Annotated in this window: 19 protein-coding genes; 17 read left to right on the plus strand and 2 right to left on the minus strand. The window is 67.1% G+C overall.

All coding sequences use genetic code 11. The features are described 5' to 3' along the window. The first annotated feature begins 2 nt into the window (after positions 1-2). The 9 genes from ACAD63_RS30030 to ACAD63_RS30070 all read left to right on the plus strand — a co-directional run bounded on the left by ACAD63_RS30030 (position 3) and on the right by ACAD63_RS30070 (position 8,211). On the plus strand, positions 3-1,220 hold the full coding sequence (locus ACAD63_RS30030; protein WP_135703693.1) for an ABC transporter substrate-binding protein: 1,218 nt from the start codon (positions 3-5) through the stop codon (positions 1,218-1,220). A gap of 8 nt (positions 1,221-1,228) precedes the next feature. Beyond that, positions 1,229-2,002 carry an ABC transporter ATP-binding protein gene (locus tag ACAD63_RS30035; RefSeq protein ID WP_135703692.1) on the plus strand — a complete coding sequence of 258 codons (774 nt, stop codon included), beginning with the start codon at positions 1,229-1,231 and terminating at the stop codon, positions 2,000-2,002. Then, complete coding sequence (locus ACAD63_RS30040) at positions 1,999-2,736, plus strand: ABC transporter ATP-binding protein (protein ID WP_133095363.1); 738 nt, start codon at positions 1,999-2,001, stop codon at positions 2,734-2,736. Before ACAD63_RS30035 ends, ACAD63_RS30040 begins: the two co-directional genes overlap by 4 nt. A 12-nt stretch (positions 2,737-2,748) precedes the next feature. Beyond that, complete coding sequence (locus ACAD63_RS30045) at positions 2,749-3,633, plus strand: branched-chain amino acid ABC transporter permease (protein WP_133095364.1); 885 nt, start codon at positions 2,749-2,751, stop codon at positions 3,631-3,633. Further along, complete coding sequence (locus ACAD63_RS30050; RefSeq protein ID WP_240745765.1) at positions 3,630-4,676, plus strand: branched-chain amino acid ABC transporter permease; 1,047 nt, start codon at positions 3,630-3,632, stop codon at positions 4,674-4,676. Before ACAD63_RS30045 ends, ACAD63_RS30050 begins: the two co-directional genes overlap by 4 nt. Before the next feature lie 82 nt (positions 4,677-4,758). Further along, positions 4,759-5,064: a non-heme iron oxygenase ferredoxin subunit gene (locus ACAD63_RS30055; RefSeq protein WP_133095365.1), complete on the plus strand. Its 306-nt coding sequence runs from the start codon at positions 4,759-4,761 to the stop codon at positions 5,062-5,064. A gap of 11 nt (positions 5,065-5,075) precedes the next feature. Next, the gene (locus ACAD63_RS30060; protein ID WP_195431458.1) at positions 5,076-6,356 is read left to right on the plus strand and encodes an NAD(P)/FAD-dependent oxidoreductase; all 1,281 of its coding nucleotides are present in this window, start codon (positions 5,076-5,078) and stop codon (positions 6,354-6,356) included. A 12-nt stretch (positions 6,357-6,368) separates the two neighbouring features. After that, positions 6,369-7,658 carry an aromatic ring-hydroxylating dioxygenase subunit alpha gene (locus ACAD63_RS30065; RefSeq protein WP_195431456.1) on the plus strand — a complete coding sequence of 430 codons (1,290 nt, stop codon included), beginning with the start codon at positions 6,369-6,371 and terminating at the stop codon, positions 7,656-7,658. A 37-nt stretch (positions 7,659-7,695) separates the two neighbouring features. After that, positions 7,696-8,211, plus strand: a complete 516-nt coding sequence (locus ACAD63_RS30070) for an aromatic-ring-hydroxylating dioxygenase subunit beta (protein WP_195431450.1) — start codon at positions 7,696-7,698, stop codon at positions 8,209-8,211. 94 nt (positions 8,212-8,305) lie between these two features. Here the strand turns inward: ACAD63_RS30070 and ACAD63_RS30075 are convergent, their stop codons facing one another. Together ACAD63_RS30075 and ACAD63_RS30080 are read right to left on the minus strand one after the other, a co-directional pair. Beyond that, positions 8,306-8,836: a MarR family winged helix-turn-helix transcriptional regulator gene (locus ACAD63_RS30075; RefSeq protein WP_133095369.1), complete on the minus strand. Its 531-nt coding sequence runs from the start codon at positions 8,834-8,836 to the stop codon at positions 8,306-8,308. 111 nt (positions 8,837-8,947) lie between these two features. After that, a complete protein-coding gene (locus ACAD63_RS30080; RefSeq protein ID WP_133095370.1) occupies positions 8,948-9,619 on the minus strand; it encodes an ankyrin repeat domain-containing protein in 672 nt (223 codons plus the stop codon). 471 nt (positions 9,620-10,090) lie between these two features. Between ACAD63_RS30080 and ACAD63_RS30085 the strand changes: the two genes are divergently transcribed. From ACAD63_RS30085 to ACAD63_RS30120, 8 genes are all read left to right on the plus strand, one after another. Continuing rightward, a complete protein-coding gene (locus tag ACAD63_RS30085; RefSeq protein ID WP_133095371.1) occupies positions 10,091-10,300 on the plus strand; it encodes a hypothetical protein in 210 nt (69 codons plus the stop codon). A 34-nt stretch (positions 10,301-10,334) separates the two neighbouring features. After that, positions 10,335-11,027, plus strand: a complete 693-nt coding sequence (locus ACAD63_RS30090; RefSeq protein ID WP_135703688.1) for an intradiol ring-cleavage dioxygenase — start codon at positions 10,335-10,337, stop codon at positions 11,025-11,027. Between the two features lie 385 nt (positions 11,028-11,412). Beyond that, positions 11,413-12,456: a TRAP transporter substrate-binding protein gene (locus tag ACAD63_RS30095; RefSeq protein WP_133095408.1), complete on the plus strand. Its 1,044-nt coding sequence runs from the start codon at positions 11,413-11,415 to the stop codon at positions 12,454-12,456. Positions 12,457-12,475: 19 nt separating this feature from the next. Beyond that, a complete protein-coding gene (locus tag ACAD63_RS30100; protein WP_133095373.1) occupies positions 12,476-13,102 on the plus strand; it encodes a TRAP transporter small permease subunit in 627 nt (208 codons plus the stop codon). After that, positions 13,099-15,015 (plus strand): TRAP transporter large permease, encoded by a 1,917-nt coding sequence (locus ACAD63_RS30105; RefSeq protein ID WP_135703687.1) that lies wholly within the window; start codon positions 13,099-13,101, stop codon positions 15,013-15,015. The genes ACAD63_RS30100 and ACAD63_RS30105 overlap by 4 nt, the downstream gene beginning before the upstream one ends. Positions 15,016-15,052: 37 nt before the next feature. Next, positions 15,053-16,543, plus strand: a complete 1,491-nt coding sequence (locus tag ACAD63_RS30110) for an MFS transporter (protein ID WP_135703686.1) — start codon at positions 15,053-15,055, stop codon at positions 16,541-16,543. Between the two features lie 530 nt (positions 16,544-17,073). Further along, a complete protein-coding gene (locus ACAD63_RS30115; RefSeq protein WP_135703685.1) occupies positions 17,074-18,477 on the plus strand; it encodes an HlyD family secretion protein in 1,404 nt (467 codons plus the stop codon). Positions 18,478-18,521: 44 nt separating this feature from the next. Then, a complete protein-coding gene (locus ACAD63_RS30120) occupies positions 18,522-19,883 on the plus strand; it encodes a hypothetical protein (protein ID WP_218959729.1) in 1,362 nt (453 codons plus the stop codon). The last annotated feature ends 1 nt before the right edge of the window (position 19,884 follow it).

Below are 19,884 nucleotides of genomic sequence, written 5' to 3' on the forward strand. Positions count from 1 at the left end.
CCATGTCCACCTCTCGCATCCTCCGCACCCTTGCCGCGTCATCCGCCCTGCTCGGCCTGGCGCAGGCCACGCCCGCCCTGGCCGACGCCAGCGGCGTGAAGATCGGCGTCATCACCGATATGTCCGGCTCCTATGCCGACCTGTCCGGCAAGGGCTCGGTCGTCGCCGCCCAGATGGCCGTCGAGGAGTTCGGCGGCAAGGCGCTGGGCAAGCCCGTCACGGTGCTGTCCGCCGATCACCAGAACAAGGCCGATATCGCCTCGTCGCTGGCGCGTCGATGGTTCGATACCGACGGCGTCGACATGGTGATCGACTTCCCCAACTCATCGACGGCGCTGGCGGTGCAGGAAGTCGCGCGCCAGAAGCAGAAGATCGACATCGTCTCCACCGGCGGCGCCATGGCGCTGACCAACCAGAACTGCTCGCCCACGGGGTTCCACTGGGCCTGGGACACTTACTCGGTGTCGTATCCGCTGGTCCGGCGCCTGATCGACCAGGGCCGCAACAGCTGGTACTACATCACGGTGGACTACGCCTTTGGCCAGTCGCTGGAAGCCGATTTCCGCAAGGCGGTGGATGCCGGCGGCGGCAAGAACGTGGGCAGCACGCGCCATCCGCTCAATGCCAGCGACTTCAGCAGCCCGGTGGTCGCGGCCTCGGCGTCCAGGGCCAAGGTAGTGGTGCTGGCCAATGCCGGCAATGACATGATCAACGGCGTCAAGGCCGCCGGCGAGTTCGGCCTGATCAAGGCGGGCCAGACGGTCATCACGCCGTCCACCTTCATCACCGATATCAAGAGCCTGGGCCTGCCCGCCGCGCAGGGCCTGACCTATGTCGATCCGTTCAGGCTCGACCTCGACGCGAAGTCGAAGGACTTCGTCGAGCGCTACTACAAGCGCCACAAGGCGTATCCCACGCACGGCCAGATCGGCGTCTATTCCGGCGTGCTGCACTACCTGAAGGCCGTGGAAGCCGCCAAGACCGTCGAGGGCCCCGCGGTGGCGGACAAGATGCGCGCGCTGCCCGTCAACGACGCCTTCGTGCGCAATGGCAAGGTCCGGATCGATGGCCGCATGGTGCACGACATGTACCTGGCCCAGGCCAAGACGCCGGCGGAATCGAAAGGCCCGTGGGACCTGGTCAAGTACATCGGCACGATCCCCGGCGACGAGGCCTTCCGCCCCCTCTCCGCCAGCGAATGCCCGCTGGTCAAGAAGTGAGCGCGCCAATGCCTGAGCAAGACGTGATCCTGCGCACGCAGGGGCTGACCAAGGCGTTCAAGGGCTTTACCGCCGTCAGCCATGTCAGCCTGTCGGTGCGGCGGGGCTCGATCCATGCGCTGATCGGGCCCAATGGCGCCGGGAAGACCACCTGCTTCAACCTGCTGACCAAGTTCCACGATCCCTCGTCGGGCTCCATCCATTTCAACGGTGCCGACATCACCGCGCTGCGCCCGGCGCAGATCGCCCGCATGGGCGTGATCCGTTCGTTCCAGATTTCCGCGGTGTTCCCGCAGCTGACCGTGCTGGAGAACGTGCGCATCGCGCTGCAGCGCAAGCTGGGCACGTCGTGGCATTTCTGGCGCGGCAGGCGCTCGCTGTCGCAGCTGGATGCGCGCGCCATGGAGCTGCTGGACGACGTGGGCCTGGCCGGCTTCGCGCACCTGGGCACGGCCGAACTGGCCTATGGCCGCAAGCGCGCGCTGGAGCTGGCCACCACGCTTGCCACGGATCCCGAGCTGATGCTGCTGGACGAGCCCACGCAGGGCATGGGCCATGAGGACGTCGAGACGGTGACCGCGCTGATCAAGCGCGTGTCGGCGGGACGGACCGTGCTGATGGTGGAGCACAACATGAGCGTGGTGTCGTCGATCGTCGATCGCATCACGGTGCTGCAGCGCGGCGCCGTGCTGGCCGAGGGCACGTATGACGAGATCTCGCGCAATCCGCAGGTGAAGGAAGCCTATATGGGAACCACGGAAGACCAGCAGGAGGCCGCATGACCGCAACCGCCACCCCAGCCCTGGAACTGCGGGGCCTGCATGCCTGGTATGGCGAATCGCACATCCTGCACGGCGTCGACCTGTCGGTCCAGCCGGGCGAAGTGGTGACGCTGCTGGGCCGCAACGGCGCGGGACGCACCACCACGCTGCGCGCCATCATGGGCCTGGCCGGCACGCGCAAGGGGTCGGTACGCGTATTCGGCAAGGAAACTATCGGCATGAAGACGCACCGCATCGCGCCGCTGGGGCTGGGGTATTGCCCGGAGGAGCGCGCCATCTTCGCCAGCCTGTCGTGCGAAGAGAACCTGATGCTGCCGCCGGCTTTCGAGGCAGGGCCGGGCGCGACGGGGCTGCGCGAGCCCATGTCCGTTGCAGAGATCTACGAAATGTTCCCCAACCTGCATGAGCGGCGCAAGAGCCAGGGCACGCGCATGTCGGGCGGCGAGCAGCAGATGCTGGCGGTGGCGCGCATCCTGCGCACCGGCGCCAGCGTACTGCTGCTCGACGAGATCTCCGAAGGGCTGGCGCCGGTGATCGTGCAGAAGCTGGCGAAGATGATCGCCACGCTGCGCCGCCGCGGCTACACCATCGTCATGGTGGAGCAGAACTTCCGCTTCGCGGCACCTCTGGCGGACCGCTTCTTCGTGATGGAGCACGGCCGCATCGTCGAGGCCTTCGGTGCCGGAGAACTGGAACGGAAGATGCCCGCGCTCAATGCCCTGCTGGGCGTGTAAGGAGACCTTGTCATGGAATTGTTTGGAGTGCCCCTGCCCGCGCTGCTGAGCCAGCTGCTGCTGGGGCTGGTCAACGGATCGTTCTACGCGATCCTGAGCCTGGGGCTGGCAGTGATCTTCGGCCTGCTCAACGTCATCAACTTCGCGCATGGCGCGTTGTTCATGCTCGGCGCTGTGCTGGCCTGGATGGGACTGAACTACCTCGGCATCAACTACTGGGTGATGCTGCTGCTGGCGCCGCTGGTGGCCGGCGCGCTCGGCGTGGTTCTGGAGCGCACCATGCTGCGCCACCTGTACCGCTTCGACCACCTGTATGGGCTGCTGCTGACGCTAGGCATCTGCCTGCTGATCGAAGGCTTGCTGCGCTCGGTCTACGGAGTTTCCGGCCTGCCCTACCCTACGCCGCAAGCGCTGACCGGTGTCAGCCAGCTCGGTTTCATGGTGCTGCCCAACTACCGTGCCTGGGTCGTGGTGGCTTCGCTGGCAGTGTGCTTTGCCACCTGGTACATGATCGAGAAGACCCGGCTGGGCGCGTACCTGCGCGCCGGCACCGAGAATCCGCGCATGGTCGAGGCCTTTGGCGTCAACGTGCCGCTGCTGGTGACGCTGACCTATGCCTTCGGCGTGGGCCTGGCGGCGCTCGCCGGCGTGCTCGCCGCCCCGGTGATGCAGGTGTCGCCGCTGATGGGGCAGAACCTGATCATCACGGTGTTCGCGGTGGTGGTGATCGGCGGCATGGGCTCGATCCTCGGCTCGATCTTTACCGGCCTGGGGCTGGGTGTGTTCGAAGGCATTACCAAGGTCTACTACCCCGAAGCTTCCGCGACCGTTGTCTTCGTCGCCATGGTCTGCGTGCTGCTGGTGCGGCCGGCCGGTTTGTTTGGAAAGGAGAAATGATGGCAAGCCCCACTTACGCAACGCGGCCGCTGCTCGCGTACGGACTGGTGCTGGCAGCACTGCTGCTCGCGCCCTGGCTGGGCGCCTACCCGGTGCTGGTGATGAAGCTGCTGTGCTTCGCGCTGTTCGCCTGCGCCTTCAACCTGCTGCTGGGCTATACCGGGCTGGTGTCGTTCGGCCATGCCGCCTTCTTCGGCGGCGCGGCCTACGCCTGCGGCTACGCGATGAAGTCGCTGCAGCTCACGCCGGAACTGGCGCTGCTGGGCGGCACCGCCTTCGGCGCCCTGCTGGGGCTCGTGTTCGGCGCGCTGGCGATCCGCCGCCAGGGCATCTACTTCGCCATGATCACGCTGGCGCTGGCGCAGATGTTCTACTTCTTCTGCCTGCAGGCACCGGTCACCGGCGGCGAAGACGGCATGCAGGCGGTGCCGCGCGGCGAGCTGTTCGGCGTGTTGCCGCTGGCGTCCGACCACACCATGTACTACGTCGTGCTGGCGATCACCGTGGCTGCCTTCCTCGGGATCATGCGCATCGTCAACTCGCCCTTCGGGCAGATCCTGCGGGCGATCAAGGAGAACGAGCCGCGCGCGGTCTCGCTGGGCTATGACGCGGACCGGTTCAAGCTGCTGGCGTTCGTGCTGTCCTCGGCGCTGGCGGGGCTGGCGGGGGCGCTCAAGACGCTGGTGCTGGGCTTCGCCACGCTGACCGATGTCCACTGGATGATGTCGGGCTCCGTGATCCTGATGACCCTGGTCGGCGGCATGGGCACCCTGTCCGGCCCGCTGGTCGGCGCGCTGGTCATCGTCGCGCTGGAGAACAAGCTGGGGGATGCGGGCAACGCGCTGGCGGCGATGACCGGGATCGGCTGGTTCGATACGTTGGGCGAGTCGGTGAGCATGGTGACAGGGCTGATCTTTGTGGTCTGTGTGCTGACATTCCGCCGCGGCATCATGGGCGAGATCCTGGCGCGGTCGCAGGCACGTCCGACGCTGCAGCACAATGCCGCGGCTACGCCAGGGACGGCACGCACCAGCCAGGGTTAACGAGGATATTTCGCGCCCAAAACATCAGTACACTGATCTCATATATTCAGCATACTGACAAATTAGATTCACGGAGATGACCATGGCATGGATTCACATCGATGCGGCCGACACGCTGCAGAACGACGAGGTGATGCCGCTGACGCTGGGCGATCGCCAGCTTGCCGTCTATCGCAGCGATGACGCGTACTTTGTCACCGACAACGTCTGCACGCACCAGTACGCGCTGCTGTCGGACGGCTACCTGGAAGACGGCTGCATCGAATGCCCGCTGCACCAGGCCCGCTTCGACATCCGCACCGGCAAGGCGATGTGCGCGCCCGCCACCGGCGATATCCGCACCTACCCGGTCAAGATCGAAGACAGCCGGGTGTGGGTCGAGCTGTAAGGGAGCCGGTCATGACACAGCACACGCCCATCCTGATCGTCGGCGCCGGCCAGGCCGGGGCCATGGCCGCCGCCGCGCTGCGCGGCCTTGGCTATGGCGGCCGCATCGTCATGGCAGGCGGCGAACGGCACGCGCCATACGAGCGCCCGCCGCTGTCCAAGTCCGTGCTCGCCGACGCCGGACAGGACGGCAAGATCGGCGTGCACCCCGCCAGCTTCTATGCCGACCAGGGCATCGAGCTGCGGCTCGGCACCTGCGTCACCGCGCTCGATGCCGCGCGGCAAGTCGCGCACCTGGCCGACGGCAGCGCCATCGGCTATGGCGCCTGCCTGCTCGCCACCGGCGGCAATGCCCGCGCGCTGCCCGCGCTGCCGCCCGGCACGCCCCATGTGCATTACCTGCGCTCGCTGGATGACGCGGCGCGCCTGCGCGACGCCATGCAGCGCGCAGGCGAACTTGCGGTGATCGGCGGCGGCTTCCTTGGCCTGGAGACCGCTTCGACCGCTGCAGGCATGGGCCTGAAGGTCACGCTGGTCGAGAGCGCGGACCGCCTGCTGGGTCGCGCGCTGCCGCCGGAGCTTGGCGCATGGCTGGCGGATCGGGTGCGGGCGCAAGCCGTGACCCTGCGTCTTGGTTGCGGCATCGCTCACTGCGATGTCCAGGGCGATGGCGTGCAAATGCGGTTCGACGACGGCTCCGCGCTGCCCGCTCCGCTGGTGGTGGTCGCGATTGGCCTGATACCGGAAGTGGCGCTCGCCGCCGGCGCTGGCCTGGCGCTGCATCCGCAGAATGGCGGCATCCAGGTCGACGAACAGTGCCGCACCAGCGCGCCGTCAATCTATGCCGCTGGCGACTGCTGCAGCCAGTACCAGCCGCTGTTCGGCGCCGAGATGCGGCTCGAGTCCTGGCAAAGCGCCAATGAACAGGCGCGCATCGCGGCGGCGGCGATGCTGGGCGTGGCGGCGGAGCCCGCGGCGCTACCGTGGTTCTGGACCGACCAGTTCGGATGCAACGTGCAGATGCTCGGCGCCGCGCATCCGGATATCCGCTATGCCTGGCGCGGTATCGCGGCCCACGATGCCGCCGCCCCGAAGTTCATGCTGCTCGGCACCCGCCACGGCCGCCTGCGCCATGCCATTGCCGTGAATGCCGGCGGCGACCTGCGCCAGCTGCGCGCACTGGTCGGACACGACGTCTCGGCGCATCTGGCACGCCTGTGCGACGACACATTGCCGCTGCGGCAGGTCGTCCGCGAACGGCAGGCGGAAGCAGACAGCTCCATCACACTCTGAGAGGATTCCCACATGTACCAGACACAAGCGGTGATCCAGCACACGCTGGGCAAGAAGAACCCGGGACTGGATGAATGCCGATGGCCCGAGGACGGACTGCACTACATCCCGGACTGGGTCTACACCAGCCAGGCCGTCCATGACCTGGAGCTGCAGAAGATCTTCCGCGGCCGCTCATGGAACTATGTCGCGCTAGAAGCCGAGATCCCGAACGCCGGCGACTTCAAGCGCTCGTATGTCGGCGCGACGCCGGTGGTCGTGTCGCGCGCCGAGGACGGCTCGATCCATGTCTTCGAGAACCGGTGCGCGCACCGCGGCGCGGAGTTCTGCCGCCACAGCCAGGGCAATGCCAAGGAATTCGTCTGCCCTTACCACCAGTGGTCCTACGATCTCAAGGGCAACCTGCAGGGCGTTCCGTTCAAGCGCGGCGTCAACCGCGCCGGCGGCATGCCCCGGGATTTCCGCAACGAAGACCACGGGCTGGTAAAGCTGCACGTGGCGACGCGCAACGGCGTGATCTTCGCCTCCTACGCAGCTGACATGGAAAGCCTGGAAGACTACATGACGCCGGAAATCCTGAAGGATTTCGACGTGGTCTTCAACGGCAAGCCGCTCAAGGTGCTCGGCTACTACAAGAACGAACTGCCGTGCAACTGGAAGATGTACCACGAGAACCTGAAGGACCCTTACCACGCCACGCTGCTGCACTCCTTCCTGGTGGTGTTCGGCCTGCTGGTGGCGGGCAACGAGTCGGCAATGATCGCCGACCCCGTGCACGGCCGCCACGGCACCATGGCATCGGCCAAGAAGGAGGACAAGTACGCGGCCGTCAGCGACGAGAACAAGAAGGAGATGCGCTCGTACCACGAAGGCATGCGCCTGGAGGACGAGCGCTTCCTGGAGTACGTGCGCGAGTTCGACTCGCCGTGGTCGGTGACGATGCAGACGATCTGGCCGAACCTGATCGTGCAGCGCGAGATGAACACGCTGGGCGTGCGCCAGATCGTGCCCAATGGCCCGGACAGCATGCTGATGCTGTGGACCATGTTCGGCTACGAGGACGATACCGAGGAAATGACGCAGCACCGCCTGCGCCAGGGCAACCTGATGGGCCCCGCCGGCTTCCTCGGTCTGGAGGACAACGAGGCGATGAAGTTCGTGCAGGAAGGCGTGCGCCGCTCCAGCAGCGACCTCAACGTGCTCAAGCTTGACGCGCAGCAGGTCGGCACGTCCAGTTCCCTGATCTCCGAATCCGCGATCCGCGCGATGTACCAGTACTACCGCGGCGTGATGGGGTTCTGAGGGCGGCCTGACGGGAATCCAAAAGCATATGAAACCGATGAACTACTCCCTCTATCGCGAGAGCACCCTCGGCACCGCGCGCGCGATCGAACTGCGGCTGGAGATCGATGCCTTCCACGCGGACTATTGCGCGGCACTGGACGCCGGCGTGGTCGAGCGCTGGCCGGGCTTCTTCACCGACGATGCGCTTTACCGCATCACCGCGCGCGAGAACGCCGAACGCAACCTGCCCGTCGGGCTGGTCTATGCCGAAGGCATCGGCATGATGCGCGACCGCGCCGCGGCGATCGCCAGTACGCAGATGTTCGCGCCGCGCTACAACCTGCACCTGGTGACCAATACGCGGGTCAGCGATGAAACCGCCGACGGCGACATCGTGGCGCAGGCCAACTTCATGCTGTTGCAGACGCTGGTGGAGGGGCCCACCACGATCCATCTCGCTGGCACCTATCACGACCGCTTCCGCCGCCAGGGCGGCAGGCTGCTGCTGCGCGAGCGCCAGGTGGTGTACGACACCACCATCATTGCGAACGACCTGGTCTATCCGGTCTGAGGCAGCTGACAGGTCAAACCGGCGATGGTGGTCTCCCCTCTGCCGCAAGCGGGAGAGGGGAGCAAACCGACGCCCGCCGTTGTTGCTTACTTCATTACATGCTCCGCAGCACCGTGCGGCTGTACTGGTTGTTGGCTTCCACCAGCGTCGCCAGCAATTCCATGAACACCTCCCGCTGCGCCGGCTTCAATGGAGCCAGCATGCGTTCCTGCGCGCGCGCCATGTCGGCGCGCAGCGACGTGACCACGCTCTTGCCTTCGCGCGTCAGGTGGACATGGCGCGTGCGCCGGTCCGCGGGGTTCTCGCGGCGCTCGACCAGGCCGCGGTCTTCCAGCCGGCGTACCACGTCCATCGTCGTGGTCCGGTCCAGTCCCACTTCCTGTCCAAGCGAAGTCTGGTCCAGTCCCGGCAGCACCGACAACACGGTCAGGATGGCGTACTGCACCGGCGTGATATTGGGCGCCTTGCACTCCTCGAAGAACATCGCCACGTGGATCTGATGAAGCCGCCGCACAAGAAACCCGGGACGTGCCCAGAGCAACTCCTTGGCGGGATCCGCTTCCGGCACCGCAGTTGCCGTACTGCCGTTTTCACTCGTTGCGCTGCGCTTTGCTCTCGGAGACATCGCCTTCACCATTTTGTATGCACACTGACAGTATATATGAGGCACGGTGAAGACGACTCGCCCTGAACGGGCCAACAGCGCGTCGCGTGGATGGCCCGAAGCGCCGGCGCCTCAGCGCGCGCCAGCGGCGCTGAGAATGCGCTCGATCTGCGCATGGCCGCGCTGGCGCGCATGCTGCAGCGGGGTGACGCCCTCGCCGTCGGCGAGATTCACATTGGCGCGCGCCTGCACCAGCAGGCGTACGATCTCGGTATGCGCGGCGCCGCCGTTGCCGAGGATGATGGCCTCGAGCAGCGCCGTCCATTTCAGCCGGTTGACATGGTCGACGTCCACGCCCGCCGCGATCAGCATGCGCACGGTCTCGACATGCCCGCGCTCGGCGGCGGGAATCAGCGCGGTGCCGCCGTAGCGGTTGGTGCTGCGCAGGTCTGCGCCGTGGGCCAGCGCCATGCGCAGGATCTCGTTGTGGCCGCGCGCGCCGGCGTAGAGGTAGGGGCTGTCCTGGATCGCATCCTTGGCATTGACGTCGGCGCCGGCCTCGATCAACGCCTTTGCCGCCTGCACCTGGTTGTGATGCGTGGCGACCAGCAGCGCGGTACGTCCCTGCGCGTCGCGGGCGTCGATGGTAGCGCCGCTGGCAAGCAGCGCCCGCACGCGTGCGGCGTCGCCGCTGGCAGCGGCGGCATGGAGTTCGGTGGCCGGCAAAGCGCCGGCCGCGGAGGAAACGTGGGTCAGCATGGCAATGACAAAGGCAAGGCAGAGGAGCAGGCGCGCGGCCAGCATGCAGGAACTCCGTGCGAAATGAGAATGAGAAGATAGCGGCCATGGTCGCGCAGCAGGAGCGGCCTGGCCGCGCATTCTGTCACGCCGGCACCGCGCGCCGGAAGTTAAGGTTCTGAATGGGATCCAGTGCCAAAGCGAATGGCTGGCCGCGTGTGTCACTGGCCAAGCCCACGCCACCGGCATGGCCATCACACTGTCATCGTCGCTGGCCGATAATGGCTCCGACACCGGTGCCCGCGAGGCAACTTGTAACGGCAAGTACTGGCAAGGAACCGTGCGCCACCGGTGCCGTCAAACAAGCTAGCCGCTTGAGACCGGACATGCCACCGGGCACCGCGCTGCAGCATTCGTGCCGCAACGCAGCACGCACGGCCGCACGTGCCAGGGTCTCCACGGCGCGCTTCTTCGCGCGGGCGCCGCGTGCGCCCTGCAGACTCCCAGCAAACGCCCCCTCTAGCCAAGGAGATGAACGTGCTGAGCCCGCATGAATTTGCCACGCTATTGCTATTGAGTGACGGCCCCGACTCCCTCGATTCGAGCGATTCCCGCCAGATAGATCCCACCGACCTGAAGGCCCTGGTCGAAAAACAATTGGTCCAGCTGGAAGTCCTGCACGGTTGCCGGCAGGAACCGCGCATCACCAGCCACGGCTATTCGATGCTGAAAGCCATGGGACGCTGAGGCGTCCCGCCCATCACCCAACCGGCTGACCCACATGGACGTGCGCCCTGCCGCCGGTATTGTCGGGACAGCCCATTCCGACACCGCGCGCCGCCGCTTCCTGCAAGAACTTGCGGGCCTGCTCGCGCTCGTCGGCGCCGGCACCGCAGGAGCGCAGGCGCCGGCAGCGTGCCTGCTCACCCCCGAGGCAACCGAAGGACCCTTTTACCTTGACGACGCGCTGCTGCGCGCCGACATCCGCGACGGCCGCCCCGGCCAGCCGCTGCGGCTGCGGCTGCGCGTGGTCGAGGCACGGCGCGGCTGCGCGCCCGTCCAGGGCGCGCTGGTCAGCGTGTGGCACTGCGACGCCAGTGGCAGCTACAGCGGCGAGAGCGCCACCAATCGCCAAACCCGCTACCTGCGCGGCGTGCAGCCCACCGGCGCCGACGGCGTGGCGACGTTCACCACGATCTATCCCGGCTGGTATCCGTCGCGCGCCATCCATATCCACTTCAAGGTGCTGCTGGCGCACGCGGAAGTCCTGACCAGCCAGCTGTATTTCGACGATGCGCTCAGCCGCCAGGTGCTAGGCAGCCACCCTGCCTACCGCGCGCATGGCGTGCCGACGCGCCCAACCACAGGGGATCCGATTGCCGGCAGCAGACCCAGCACTGTGCGCGTGAACCAGCCCGGGGAAGCCGGCGGCGCGCTCGAGGGGGAGTTCACGATAGGGATTGTGCGCGCCTGAATTTTGCGGCAATGCCGCATCGGCGTCCGCGCTGCAACGCCAAAGTGAGCCAGCCCTCACCGCCCGGGTAATCCCTACATTGTGGTTCTCTGTCCATTTCCTACCATGAAGGGAATCAAGGGCCACCCTGCGCAGCGCGAGCGCAGCCTCCTGGTCCAGCGCTTTCCCGATTTTCCCGACTTTTCCGGTGTTCAAGACAGTGGCGAGCTGCCTCGGCCCATGGCCGGCGCTCGCGGTCATCCACCCACACATGGAGGCAATCATGGCATCCAGGACGAGGAAAACGCAGGCGAAGCAGGCTGCTGCGGAGACTGGCGGCGGGGGTGGCGTCTCGCGGCGCGGCTTTCTCGGCGGCGCCGCCGGGGCAGCTGCCGGCGCTGCGGCAATGGGATTCCCCGCGGTCGTCAAGGCACAGGGCCCGATCACCATGCGCTGGCAGAGCACATGGCCGACCAAGGACATCTTCCACGAGTTTGCCGGCGATTTCGTCGCCAAGGTGAACAATATGTCGGGCGGCGACCTGAAGATCGAACTGCTGCCCGCCGGCGCGGTGGTCAAGGCGTTCGACCTGATCGATGCCGTCAGCAAGGGCACCCTCGACGGCGGCCACGGCGTGATCGCGTACTGGTACGGCAAGAACTCCGCCCTGGCGCTGTGGGGCTCCGGCCCCGCCTGGGGCATGGATCCGAACATGCTGCTGGCCTGGCACAAGTACGGCGGCGGCAAGCAGCTGCAGGAAGAGATCTACCGCAGCCTGAACCTCGACGTGGTCTCGTTCCTGTACGGGCCGATGCCGACGCAGCCGCTGGGCTGGTTCAAGAAGCCAATCACCAAGCCGGAGGATTTCAAGGGACTGAAGTTCCGCACGGTCGGTCTGTCGATCGATATCTTCACCGGGCTGGGCGCCGCCGTGAACGCGCTGCCCGGCGCCGAGATCGTGCCGGCCATGGACCGCGGCCTGCTCGACGCCGCCGAATTCAACAATGCCAGCTCCGACCGCGCGCTGGGCTTCCAGGACGTGTCCAAGGTCTGCATGCTGCGCAGCTTCCACCAGGCCTCGGAGCAGTTCGAAATCCTGTTCAACAGGAAGCGCTATGACGCGCTGCCCGCCAAGATGAAGGCGCTGATCGCCAACGCGGTGGAAGCGGCCTCGGCGGATATGTCGATGAAGGCGATCGACCGCTATTCCAAGGACTACCAGGCGCTGCAGGCGCAAGGCGTGAAGTTCTACGCCACGCCCAACTCGGTGCTGCAGGCACAGCTCAAGGTCTGGGACGAGATCGTGGCGCGCAAGGAAAAGGAAAACCCGATGTTCAAGAAGGTCAACGACTCGATGAAGGCCTTCGCGCAACGCGCCACCCGCTGGCAGAACGACACCAACGTCGACTTCCGGCTGGCGACAAGCCACTACTTTTCCAAGCGCAGCTGAGCGGCGCCGGGGCACCATCGTGCAACGCCTGCTGTTCGGCATCGACCGGGTCAGCACCTTCGTCGGCCAGGCCGGCTCGTGGCTGATCATCGCGCTTACGCTGATGATCAGCTACGAGGTGTTCTCGCGCTACGCGCTCGGCGCTCCGCACGCGTGGGTGTTCGATGCCAGCAACATGATGTACGGCACACTGTTCATGCTGGCCGGCGCCTACACGCTGGCCAAGCGCGGGCACGTGCGCGGCGATATCCTGTATGGCTTCCTGTCGCCGCGCATGCAGGCGGCGATCGACCTGGTGCTGTACCTGGCCTTCTTCTTTCCCGGTGTGATCGCGCTGGCCTGGGCCGGCATCGACTTCTTCGAGGTCTCGCTGGCGCAGAACGAACACTCATCGATCGCCGCCGACGGCCCGCCGATCTACCCGTTCAAGGCAGTCATCCCGATTGCCGGCGCGCTGTTGCTGTTGCAGGGAGTGGCCGAGACTATCCGCTGCATCCTGTGCCTGCGGCGCGGGCAATGGCCGCCGCGCGAAGGCGATGTCGAGGAAGTGGACGTCGACAAGCTTAAGGAAATGGTGCAAGGCACGCCGACCGCCGAGCTGGTTGACACGCCCCCGCCACCCCACCGCGAGGACGCCGCGCGATGAGAAAGGAACTCTGGTTCGGCGTGACGCTGATGGCGCTGATTGTCGGCGCCGTGATCTGGTTCATGCCCGCGCCCGGCGACTGGACCAACGGGCATCTCGGCCTGCTGATGCTGGCGCTGATCGTGGTGGCGATCATGCTGGGCTTTCCCACCGCGTTCACGCTGATGGGCATGGGCGTGCTGTTCTCATGGCTGGCCTATCGCCACGCCAACCCCGAGATCGCGGTGCAGCAGACGCTGGACCTGATGGTGCAGCGGGCCTATGCCGTCATGACCAATGACGTGCTGATCTCGATCCCGCTCTTTGTCTTCATGGGCTACCTGGTCGAGCGCTCCAACCTGATCGAGAAGCTCTTCCGCAGCCTGCACCTGGCGCTGGCCTGGATTCCCGGCTCGCTGGCGGTGGCCACGCTGGTGACGTGCGCGATCTTCGCGACCGCCACCGGCATTGTCGGCGCGGTGGTCACGCTGATGGGCCTGCTGGCATTTCCCGCGATGCTGCGCGCCGGCTACAGCACGGCGCTGTCGGCCGGCGCGGTCACTGCCGGCGGATGCCTGGGCATCCTGATCCCGCCGTCGGTGCTGCTGATCGTGTATGGCGCCACGGCGGGCGTCTCGGTGGTGCAGCTCTATGCCGGCGCGTTCTTCCCGGGGCTGATGCTGACCGGCCTCTACATCCTGTACATCCTGCTCATCGCCAAGCTCAGGCCGCAAATGGCGCCGCCGCTGCCCGAAGACGAACGTGCGGTGCCGCTGCCGGCACTGGCCGGCACGCTGCAGGCTGGCGGCGCGGTGCGCGCACTGCCCGCCTTCGGCGCCGGCATGCTGCGCGCACTCAAGGGCCCGCGCAATGCAGACGTATCCACCGCGGCGTTCGCGCGCCAATTGGGCATCGTCTTGCTGCCCGCGCTGGCCGTGGCAGTGATCATGGGCACGTTGTACGAGGCCATCACCGCGCCCGCCGCCAGCGTCGCCGCCGAAGCGCCGCTGGCGCTGGGCGGTGCCGAGGAAAGCAGCGCGCCGCTCGATGAGCTGCAGGCGCCGCCGGAGGAAACTCCGATCCCACCGGGGACCGTGCCGGCACCGGCGGCGGATACGACCGCCGCCGCGGCTTCCGCGCCGCAGGATGTACAGCCGGCGCCCGCAGCGGCCGCGGCATCACCCGCGCCGCGCTGGTTCTGGGTCACGCTAGGTGTGGTCGTGGTGCTGATGGTCTATTTCTACTGGCGCTTCAGCTTTGCCCGGCTGGAGATCTTCAAGATGCTGCTGTCGTCGTTCTTCCCGCTGGCGCTGCTGATCCTGGCGGTGCTGGGCTCGATCGTTTTCGGGCTGGCCACGCCGACAGAAGCGGCCGCGGTGGGATCGCTGGGCGGCGCGTTGCTGGCAGCCGCCTATCGCCAGCTCAATTTCCGCGTGGTCAAGGAATCGGTACTTCTGACGGCCAAGACCAGCGCCATGGTGTGCTGGCTGTTCGTGGGCTCGTCGATCTTCTCGGCGGCGTTCGCGCTGCTGGGGGGGCAGGCGCTGGTCGAGCAATGGGTGCTGTCGCTGAACCTGTCGCCGGTGCAGTTCATGATCCTGGCCCAGATCATCATCTTCCTGCTCGGGTGGCCGCTGGAATGGACCGAGATCATCATCATCTTCATGCCGATCTTCATCCCGCTGCTGGATAACTTCGGCATCGATCCGCTGTTCTTCGGCCTGCTGGTGGCGCTGAACCTGCAGACCGCGTTCCTGTCGCCGCCGGTGGCAATGGCCGCGTTCTACCTGAAGGGCGTGGCGCCGCCGCACGTGACGCTGAACCAGATCTTCCTCGGCATGCTGCCATTCATGGGCATCCAGCTGATCGCGCTGGCAATGCTGTACGTCTTCCCCGGCATCGGCCTCTGGCTGCCCACGGTGCTGTACCGCTGAAGCCGGGGGGGCGCCGCGGCGCCTATACTGGTTGGCAATGCCGAACGCAACGCCAGCCGATAGCGCGCTCGCCACCCTTCCGCTCGATACCGCATTCCGCACCGACATCCCCGGGCGGCTGGACCGCCTGCCTTGGTCGCGCTGGCACTGGCGCGTCACCATGGCGCTGGGCATTGCCTGGGTGCTCGACGGGCTCGAAGTCACGCTGGTGGGTTCGGTCGGCGCCGTGCTGGAGCGTCCGGACACGCTGGGGCTAAGCGCGACGCAGGTCGGCTGGACCGGCTCGCTCTACATCCTCGGCGCGGTCATCGGCGCGCTGGTCTTCGGCCGCATGGCCGACCGGCTCGGGCGCAAGCGGCTGTTCCTGGCCACGCTGGCGGTCTATATGCTTGCGACGCTGGCCACCGCGTTCGCGCCGGGCTTTGCCTTCTTTGCCGCTTGCCGCTTCCTGACCGGGCTGGGCATAGGCGGCGAATACGCGGCAATCAATTCCGCCATCGACGAACTGATCCCCGCGCGCGTGCGCGGGCGCGTCAACCTGGCGATCAACGGCAGCTTCTGGCTCGGCGCGGCATTGGGCGCGGGCCTGAGCCTGCTGCTGCTCGATGCGCGCGTGCTTGGGCCGGTATGGGGCTGGCGCGCTTGCTTTGCGCTGGGCGCGCTGCTGGCAGTGGCGATCGTGCTGGTGCGCCGGCACGTGCCCGAGAGTCCGCGCTGGCTGGCCACGCACGGACGTCTGGAGGAAGCCGAGCGCGTGGTCGCCACGATCGAAGCCGAGGTGCGCGCGAGCCATGGGCCGCTGCCGCCGGTTGCTTCCGATTGCGCCGCGGTCGCGATGCGCCCGCGCGCTGCCCCCGGCGTGGGCGAGGTCTTGCGCCTGCTGCTGCGGCGCTATCGCCAGCGCAGCACGATCACGCTGGCGCTGATGGTGGCGCAGGCGTTCTTCTACAACGCCATCTTCTTTACCTATGCGCTGGTGCTGACGCGCTTCTACCACGTGCCGGAAGCGAGTGTGGCGCTCTACATCTTCCCGTTCGCGCTGGGCAATGCCGCCGGGCCCTTCCTGCTGGGCCCCCTGTTCGACCATATCGGACGCCGGCGCATGATTGCCGCGACCTATGTGCTTGCCGGCATCGGGCTGGCGCTGACCGGCTGGGCCTTTGTCGAAGGCTGGCTCGATGCGCGCGCGCAGGCGTTGTGCTGGTCGGCCGTGTTCTTCCTGGCTTCGGCGGCAGCGAGTTCCGCCTATCTCACCGCCAGCGAAGTGTTCCCGCTGGAAATGCGTGCCCTCGCGATCTCGGTGTTCTACGCCCTCGGCACGGGCACCGGTGGCTTTATCGCGCCATTGTTGCTGGGTGCGTTGATCGAGAGCGGCAGCCGCGAGGCGGTGGCAGCGGGCTATGGCCTCGGTGCGGCACTCGTCACCATCGCTGGCCTGTTGGCGTTGCGTTATGGCATCGATGCCGAACGGCGTCCGCTGGAACAAGTCGCGCCGCCGCTTGCTGCGGATGATCACCCGCAACGGTAAGCCAGCGCTTAGTCAGCGCCTGTCCGAAAGTCTGCAGCCCGCGCCAGACAACGTTCCCGGCCCCTGCGCGCGCCCGTCGCGTCTTGCTGTCGCAACTGCCATTATGAAGGCCGTATTAAGCAGGACTAGGACCTCCCCTTACACATTCTTACAGCAAGCCAAGGGGCAACTGACTAGCCTTAACTCACGCGCGGCGGCCTGAGTGCATGAATCTTAGCGTCAACAGGCTGCCACCTCGTGGCCATCGCCTTGCTGCTCGCAGCAGCGATCGGCCATTGTTCAACGCTGCCCGAAACAGACCGGGCAAATCCACGGACCGGACCGAGGTCCGATGCAAAGTGCGCCGCAGCGGCTGACTGCCTCAGCGCGCGTGCTGCAGACAACAAGCTGAATTGGGGACTAGCAGGCCCGGGCATCGCGCGACAGCTCTTGCGCGACGCCACGCGCTTGCCTGCGAATTTGCTCGTCCGGCATGCGTTGCGTGCAGCCGGAAGGGACGCTTTTGACTTGCTTGCCGGAGAACAACGACCATGGCCGACCAGCGCAACAACCCACCTCCGCCTTCCACACACCCGCCGCGTAACACGCTGGCCCCCGCATCGCAACGCCAGCCGCACGGTGACGGGGTGGTCCAGCGCCAGCAGCCGGTCGCCATACCGCTGTGGCATATCGTGCCGCGCATGGCCGGCTATGGCGTGGTGCTGTTCATTGTGTGGGCGGTGCTGACGATTATGTTTCCGAATGTGTTTACGCGTTCGTCGGAGCGTGCCGTGATCAATAGTCCCGTCAGCCTGGTGACCTCGCCGGTCGAAGGCATCGTCATGCAGCAGAAGGTGGCAGCGGGCCAGAGCTTCACCGCCAACCAGCCGCTGATGGTGGTGCAGAACCCGAACATCGACCGCTCGCTGCTGGTCGAGCTGACCGGCAAGAAGCTCGATACGCAGCAGCGCTACGATTCCGCGCGGGCGCGGCTGGAATCGAACCGCCGGCTGATGGGCGCCACCGAGCAGGACCTGCAGCGCTACAACAGCGCCGCGCAGCGCGAGCATGCGACGCGCGTGCGTGCGCTGCAGGCGCGGCTGGCGTCGGCCACCGCGCAGGAGGACCAGCAGCAGGAGGTCGTCAACCGCAACCAGAACATGCAGTGGGCAGGCGCGGTGAGCGAGGCCTACACCAATGCATCGCGCTACCAGTTGTCGATGCTTACCAACGCCAAGGCCGCAGTGAAAGCCGAACTGGACAGCGCCGTCGGCGAAAGCGAAGCGTCGCGCAACAAGGTCTATGCCTCGTCGGCGGACGGCCCCAGCGCTTCTCTGTCGCAGCGGCGCCAGGCGCTGAGCGCCGAATCCGCGCAGCTGACCGCCGAACTGGAGCAACTCGAGGCGTACGGCAAGTCAGTCGACGAGCTGCTCGCCACCGAGCAGCAGCGCATCGACCGGCTGTCCAACCTTGAGATCCGCTCGACCGAGGCCGGCACCATCGAAGACCTGATCGCGCAACCCGGCATGCGCGTGGCAGCGGGCGCCACGCTGGCACGCGCCAGCAACTGCGCGCAGACGCGCGTGGTGGCGGTATTCCCGCGCAGCCTCAGCGACAACCTGTTGCCGGGGGCGCGCCTGAACGTGCATGTCGACGGACTGCCGGCGGCGCTGCCGGCATCGGTGGCGGAGGTCCTGCCGCGCGCGCCCGACGGCGACCAGGCGCGCTACTTCGTGCCGTTCCCGCCGATCGAGAAGAACGAGATCTACGTCATCGCCAAGCTCGACCGGCCGCTGGGCAAGCTGCCGGACAAGCCGAATGCGGCCGCATCGGCGACCACGGCCAGCGCGGGCGGTACCGCACCGGCGACCTCGGGCCACTGCGGCATGGGCCGCTGGGCACGCGTGACGCTTGATCAAAGCTGGCTGGGGCAGCTGCGGGCATCGCTGACTTGAGCCACCGACCTGAACGGGCCTGAACGGACACCACGGAGACGAGCATGATCCGACCACCGTTGCCTCCACCGCGCATGCGCCGGCTAGCCGCTGCACTGTTGCTGCCGGCAGCGCTCGCACTCGCCCCGGCCGCCGCGCATGCGCAGGCGTCGCAGCAAACCCTGCTGGCCGAAGGCTGCAAGGTACTGGCCGAGCGTGTCGGCCGTGAAGCCGGCAACGGCCCGGTCTTCCTCGCCAGCTATGAGCCCGCACCGGGCGGCGAGCCGCTGGTGCCGGCGCTGCGCAACGCCGCCTTCGTCTACGACAACGCGCTGGCCGGCATCGCGCTGGTGGCGTGCAAGCGTCCCGCCGAAGCGCGCCGCATCGCCGACGCCGTGCTGCAGGCGAGCCGGCAGGACCGCCACTATCGCGACGCACGGCTGCGCAACGCCTATCGCGCCGGCCCGCTGCCCGCAGGGCCGGCACCGTTGCCCGGCTGGTGGGACGAGCCCAGCAAGCGCTGGTTCGAGGACGCCTACCAGGCCGGCACCGCCACCGGCAACGTCGCCTGGGCCGCCCTGCTGCTGCTCGCCGTGCACGAAGCCACGCGCGACGCACGCTACCTGGACGGCGCCGCTGCGCTGATGGGCTGGGTCCACGCGAGCGTGCCCGATACCGGTGCGCCCGCGGCCTATACCGGCGGTTTCTTCGGCCACGAGCCCAGGCAGATCCGCCAGGGCTGGAAATCGACCGAGCACAACGTCGATACCTATGCCGCCTTCAGCTGGCTCGCCAGCCTGCGCAACGACCCGCGCTGGCGCGACGGCGCGGCGCTGTCGCGCGGCTTTGTCAATGCCATGTGGCAGCCGCGCGAGGGCCGCTTCGTGATCGGCACCAAGGACGACGGCCGCGGCCTCAATGCCGGCCCGTCCGCACTCGATGCCGTGCTGTGGCCGCTGATCGCCCTGCCCGATACGCCGCGGGACTGGTACCGCGCGCTGGGCTGGGTCGATGCACGCCATCGCGCCGGCGCGGGTTACGGCTTCAAGGCCAGCCCGGACGGCATCTGGACCGAAGGCACCGGCCAGGCCGCGCTGGTGCTGCAGGCCGCTGGCCGCGCGCAACAGGCGCAGCCGTTGTGGCCGCTGCTGCTGTCGCAGCGCGCTCCCTCGGGCATGCTCTACGCCACGCCCGATGCGCGCATCAGCACGGGGCTGTCGATCGGGCCCACGTCGACCACCGAAGACTTCCACTACTTCCACCTGCCGCATCTTGGCGCCACCGCGTGGGCCGTGCTCGCGGCAGCGCGCTGGAATCCGTTCCGCCCCGGCGGCTGCCTGGACCCGTCGTGCCCGCCGCCTGCCATCGCCGCGGCCAATACCGGCACCACCAACGCCACCAACACCAACGCCCCCGGCAAGGACTGAC

It is taken from the genome of Cupriavidus sp. a3, from assembly GCF_051015765.1.
Classification (GTDB): Bacteria; Pseudomonadota; Gammaproteobacteria; order Burkholderiales; family Burkholderiaceae; genus Cupriavidus; species Cupriavidus oxalaticus_A.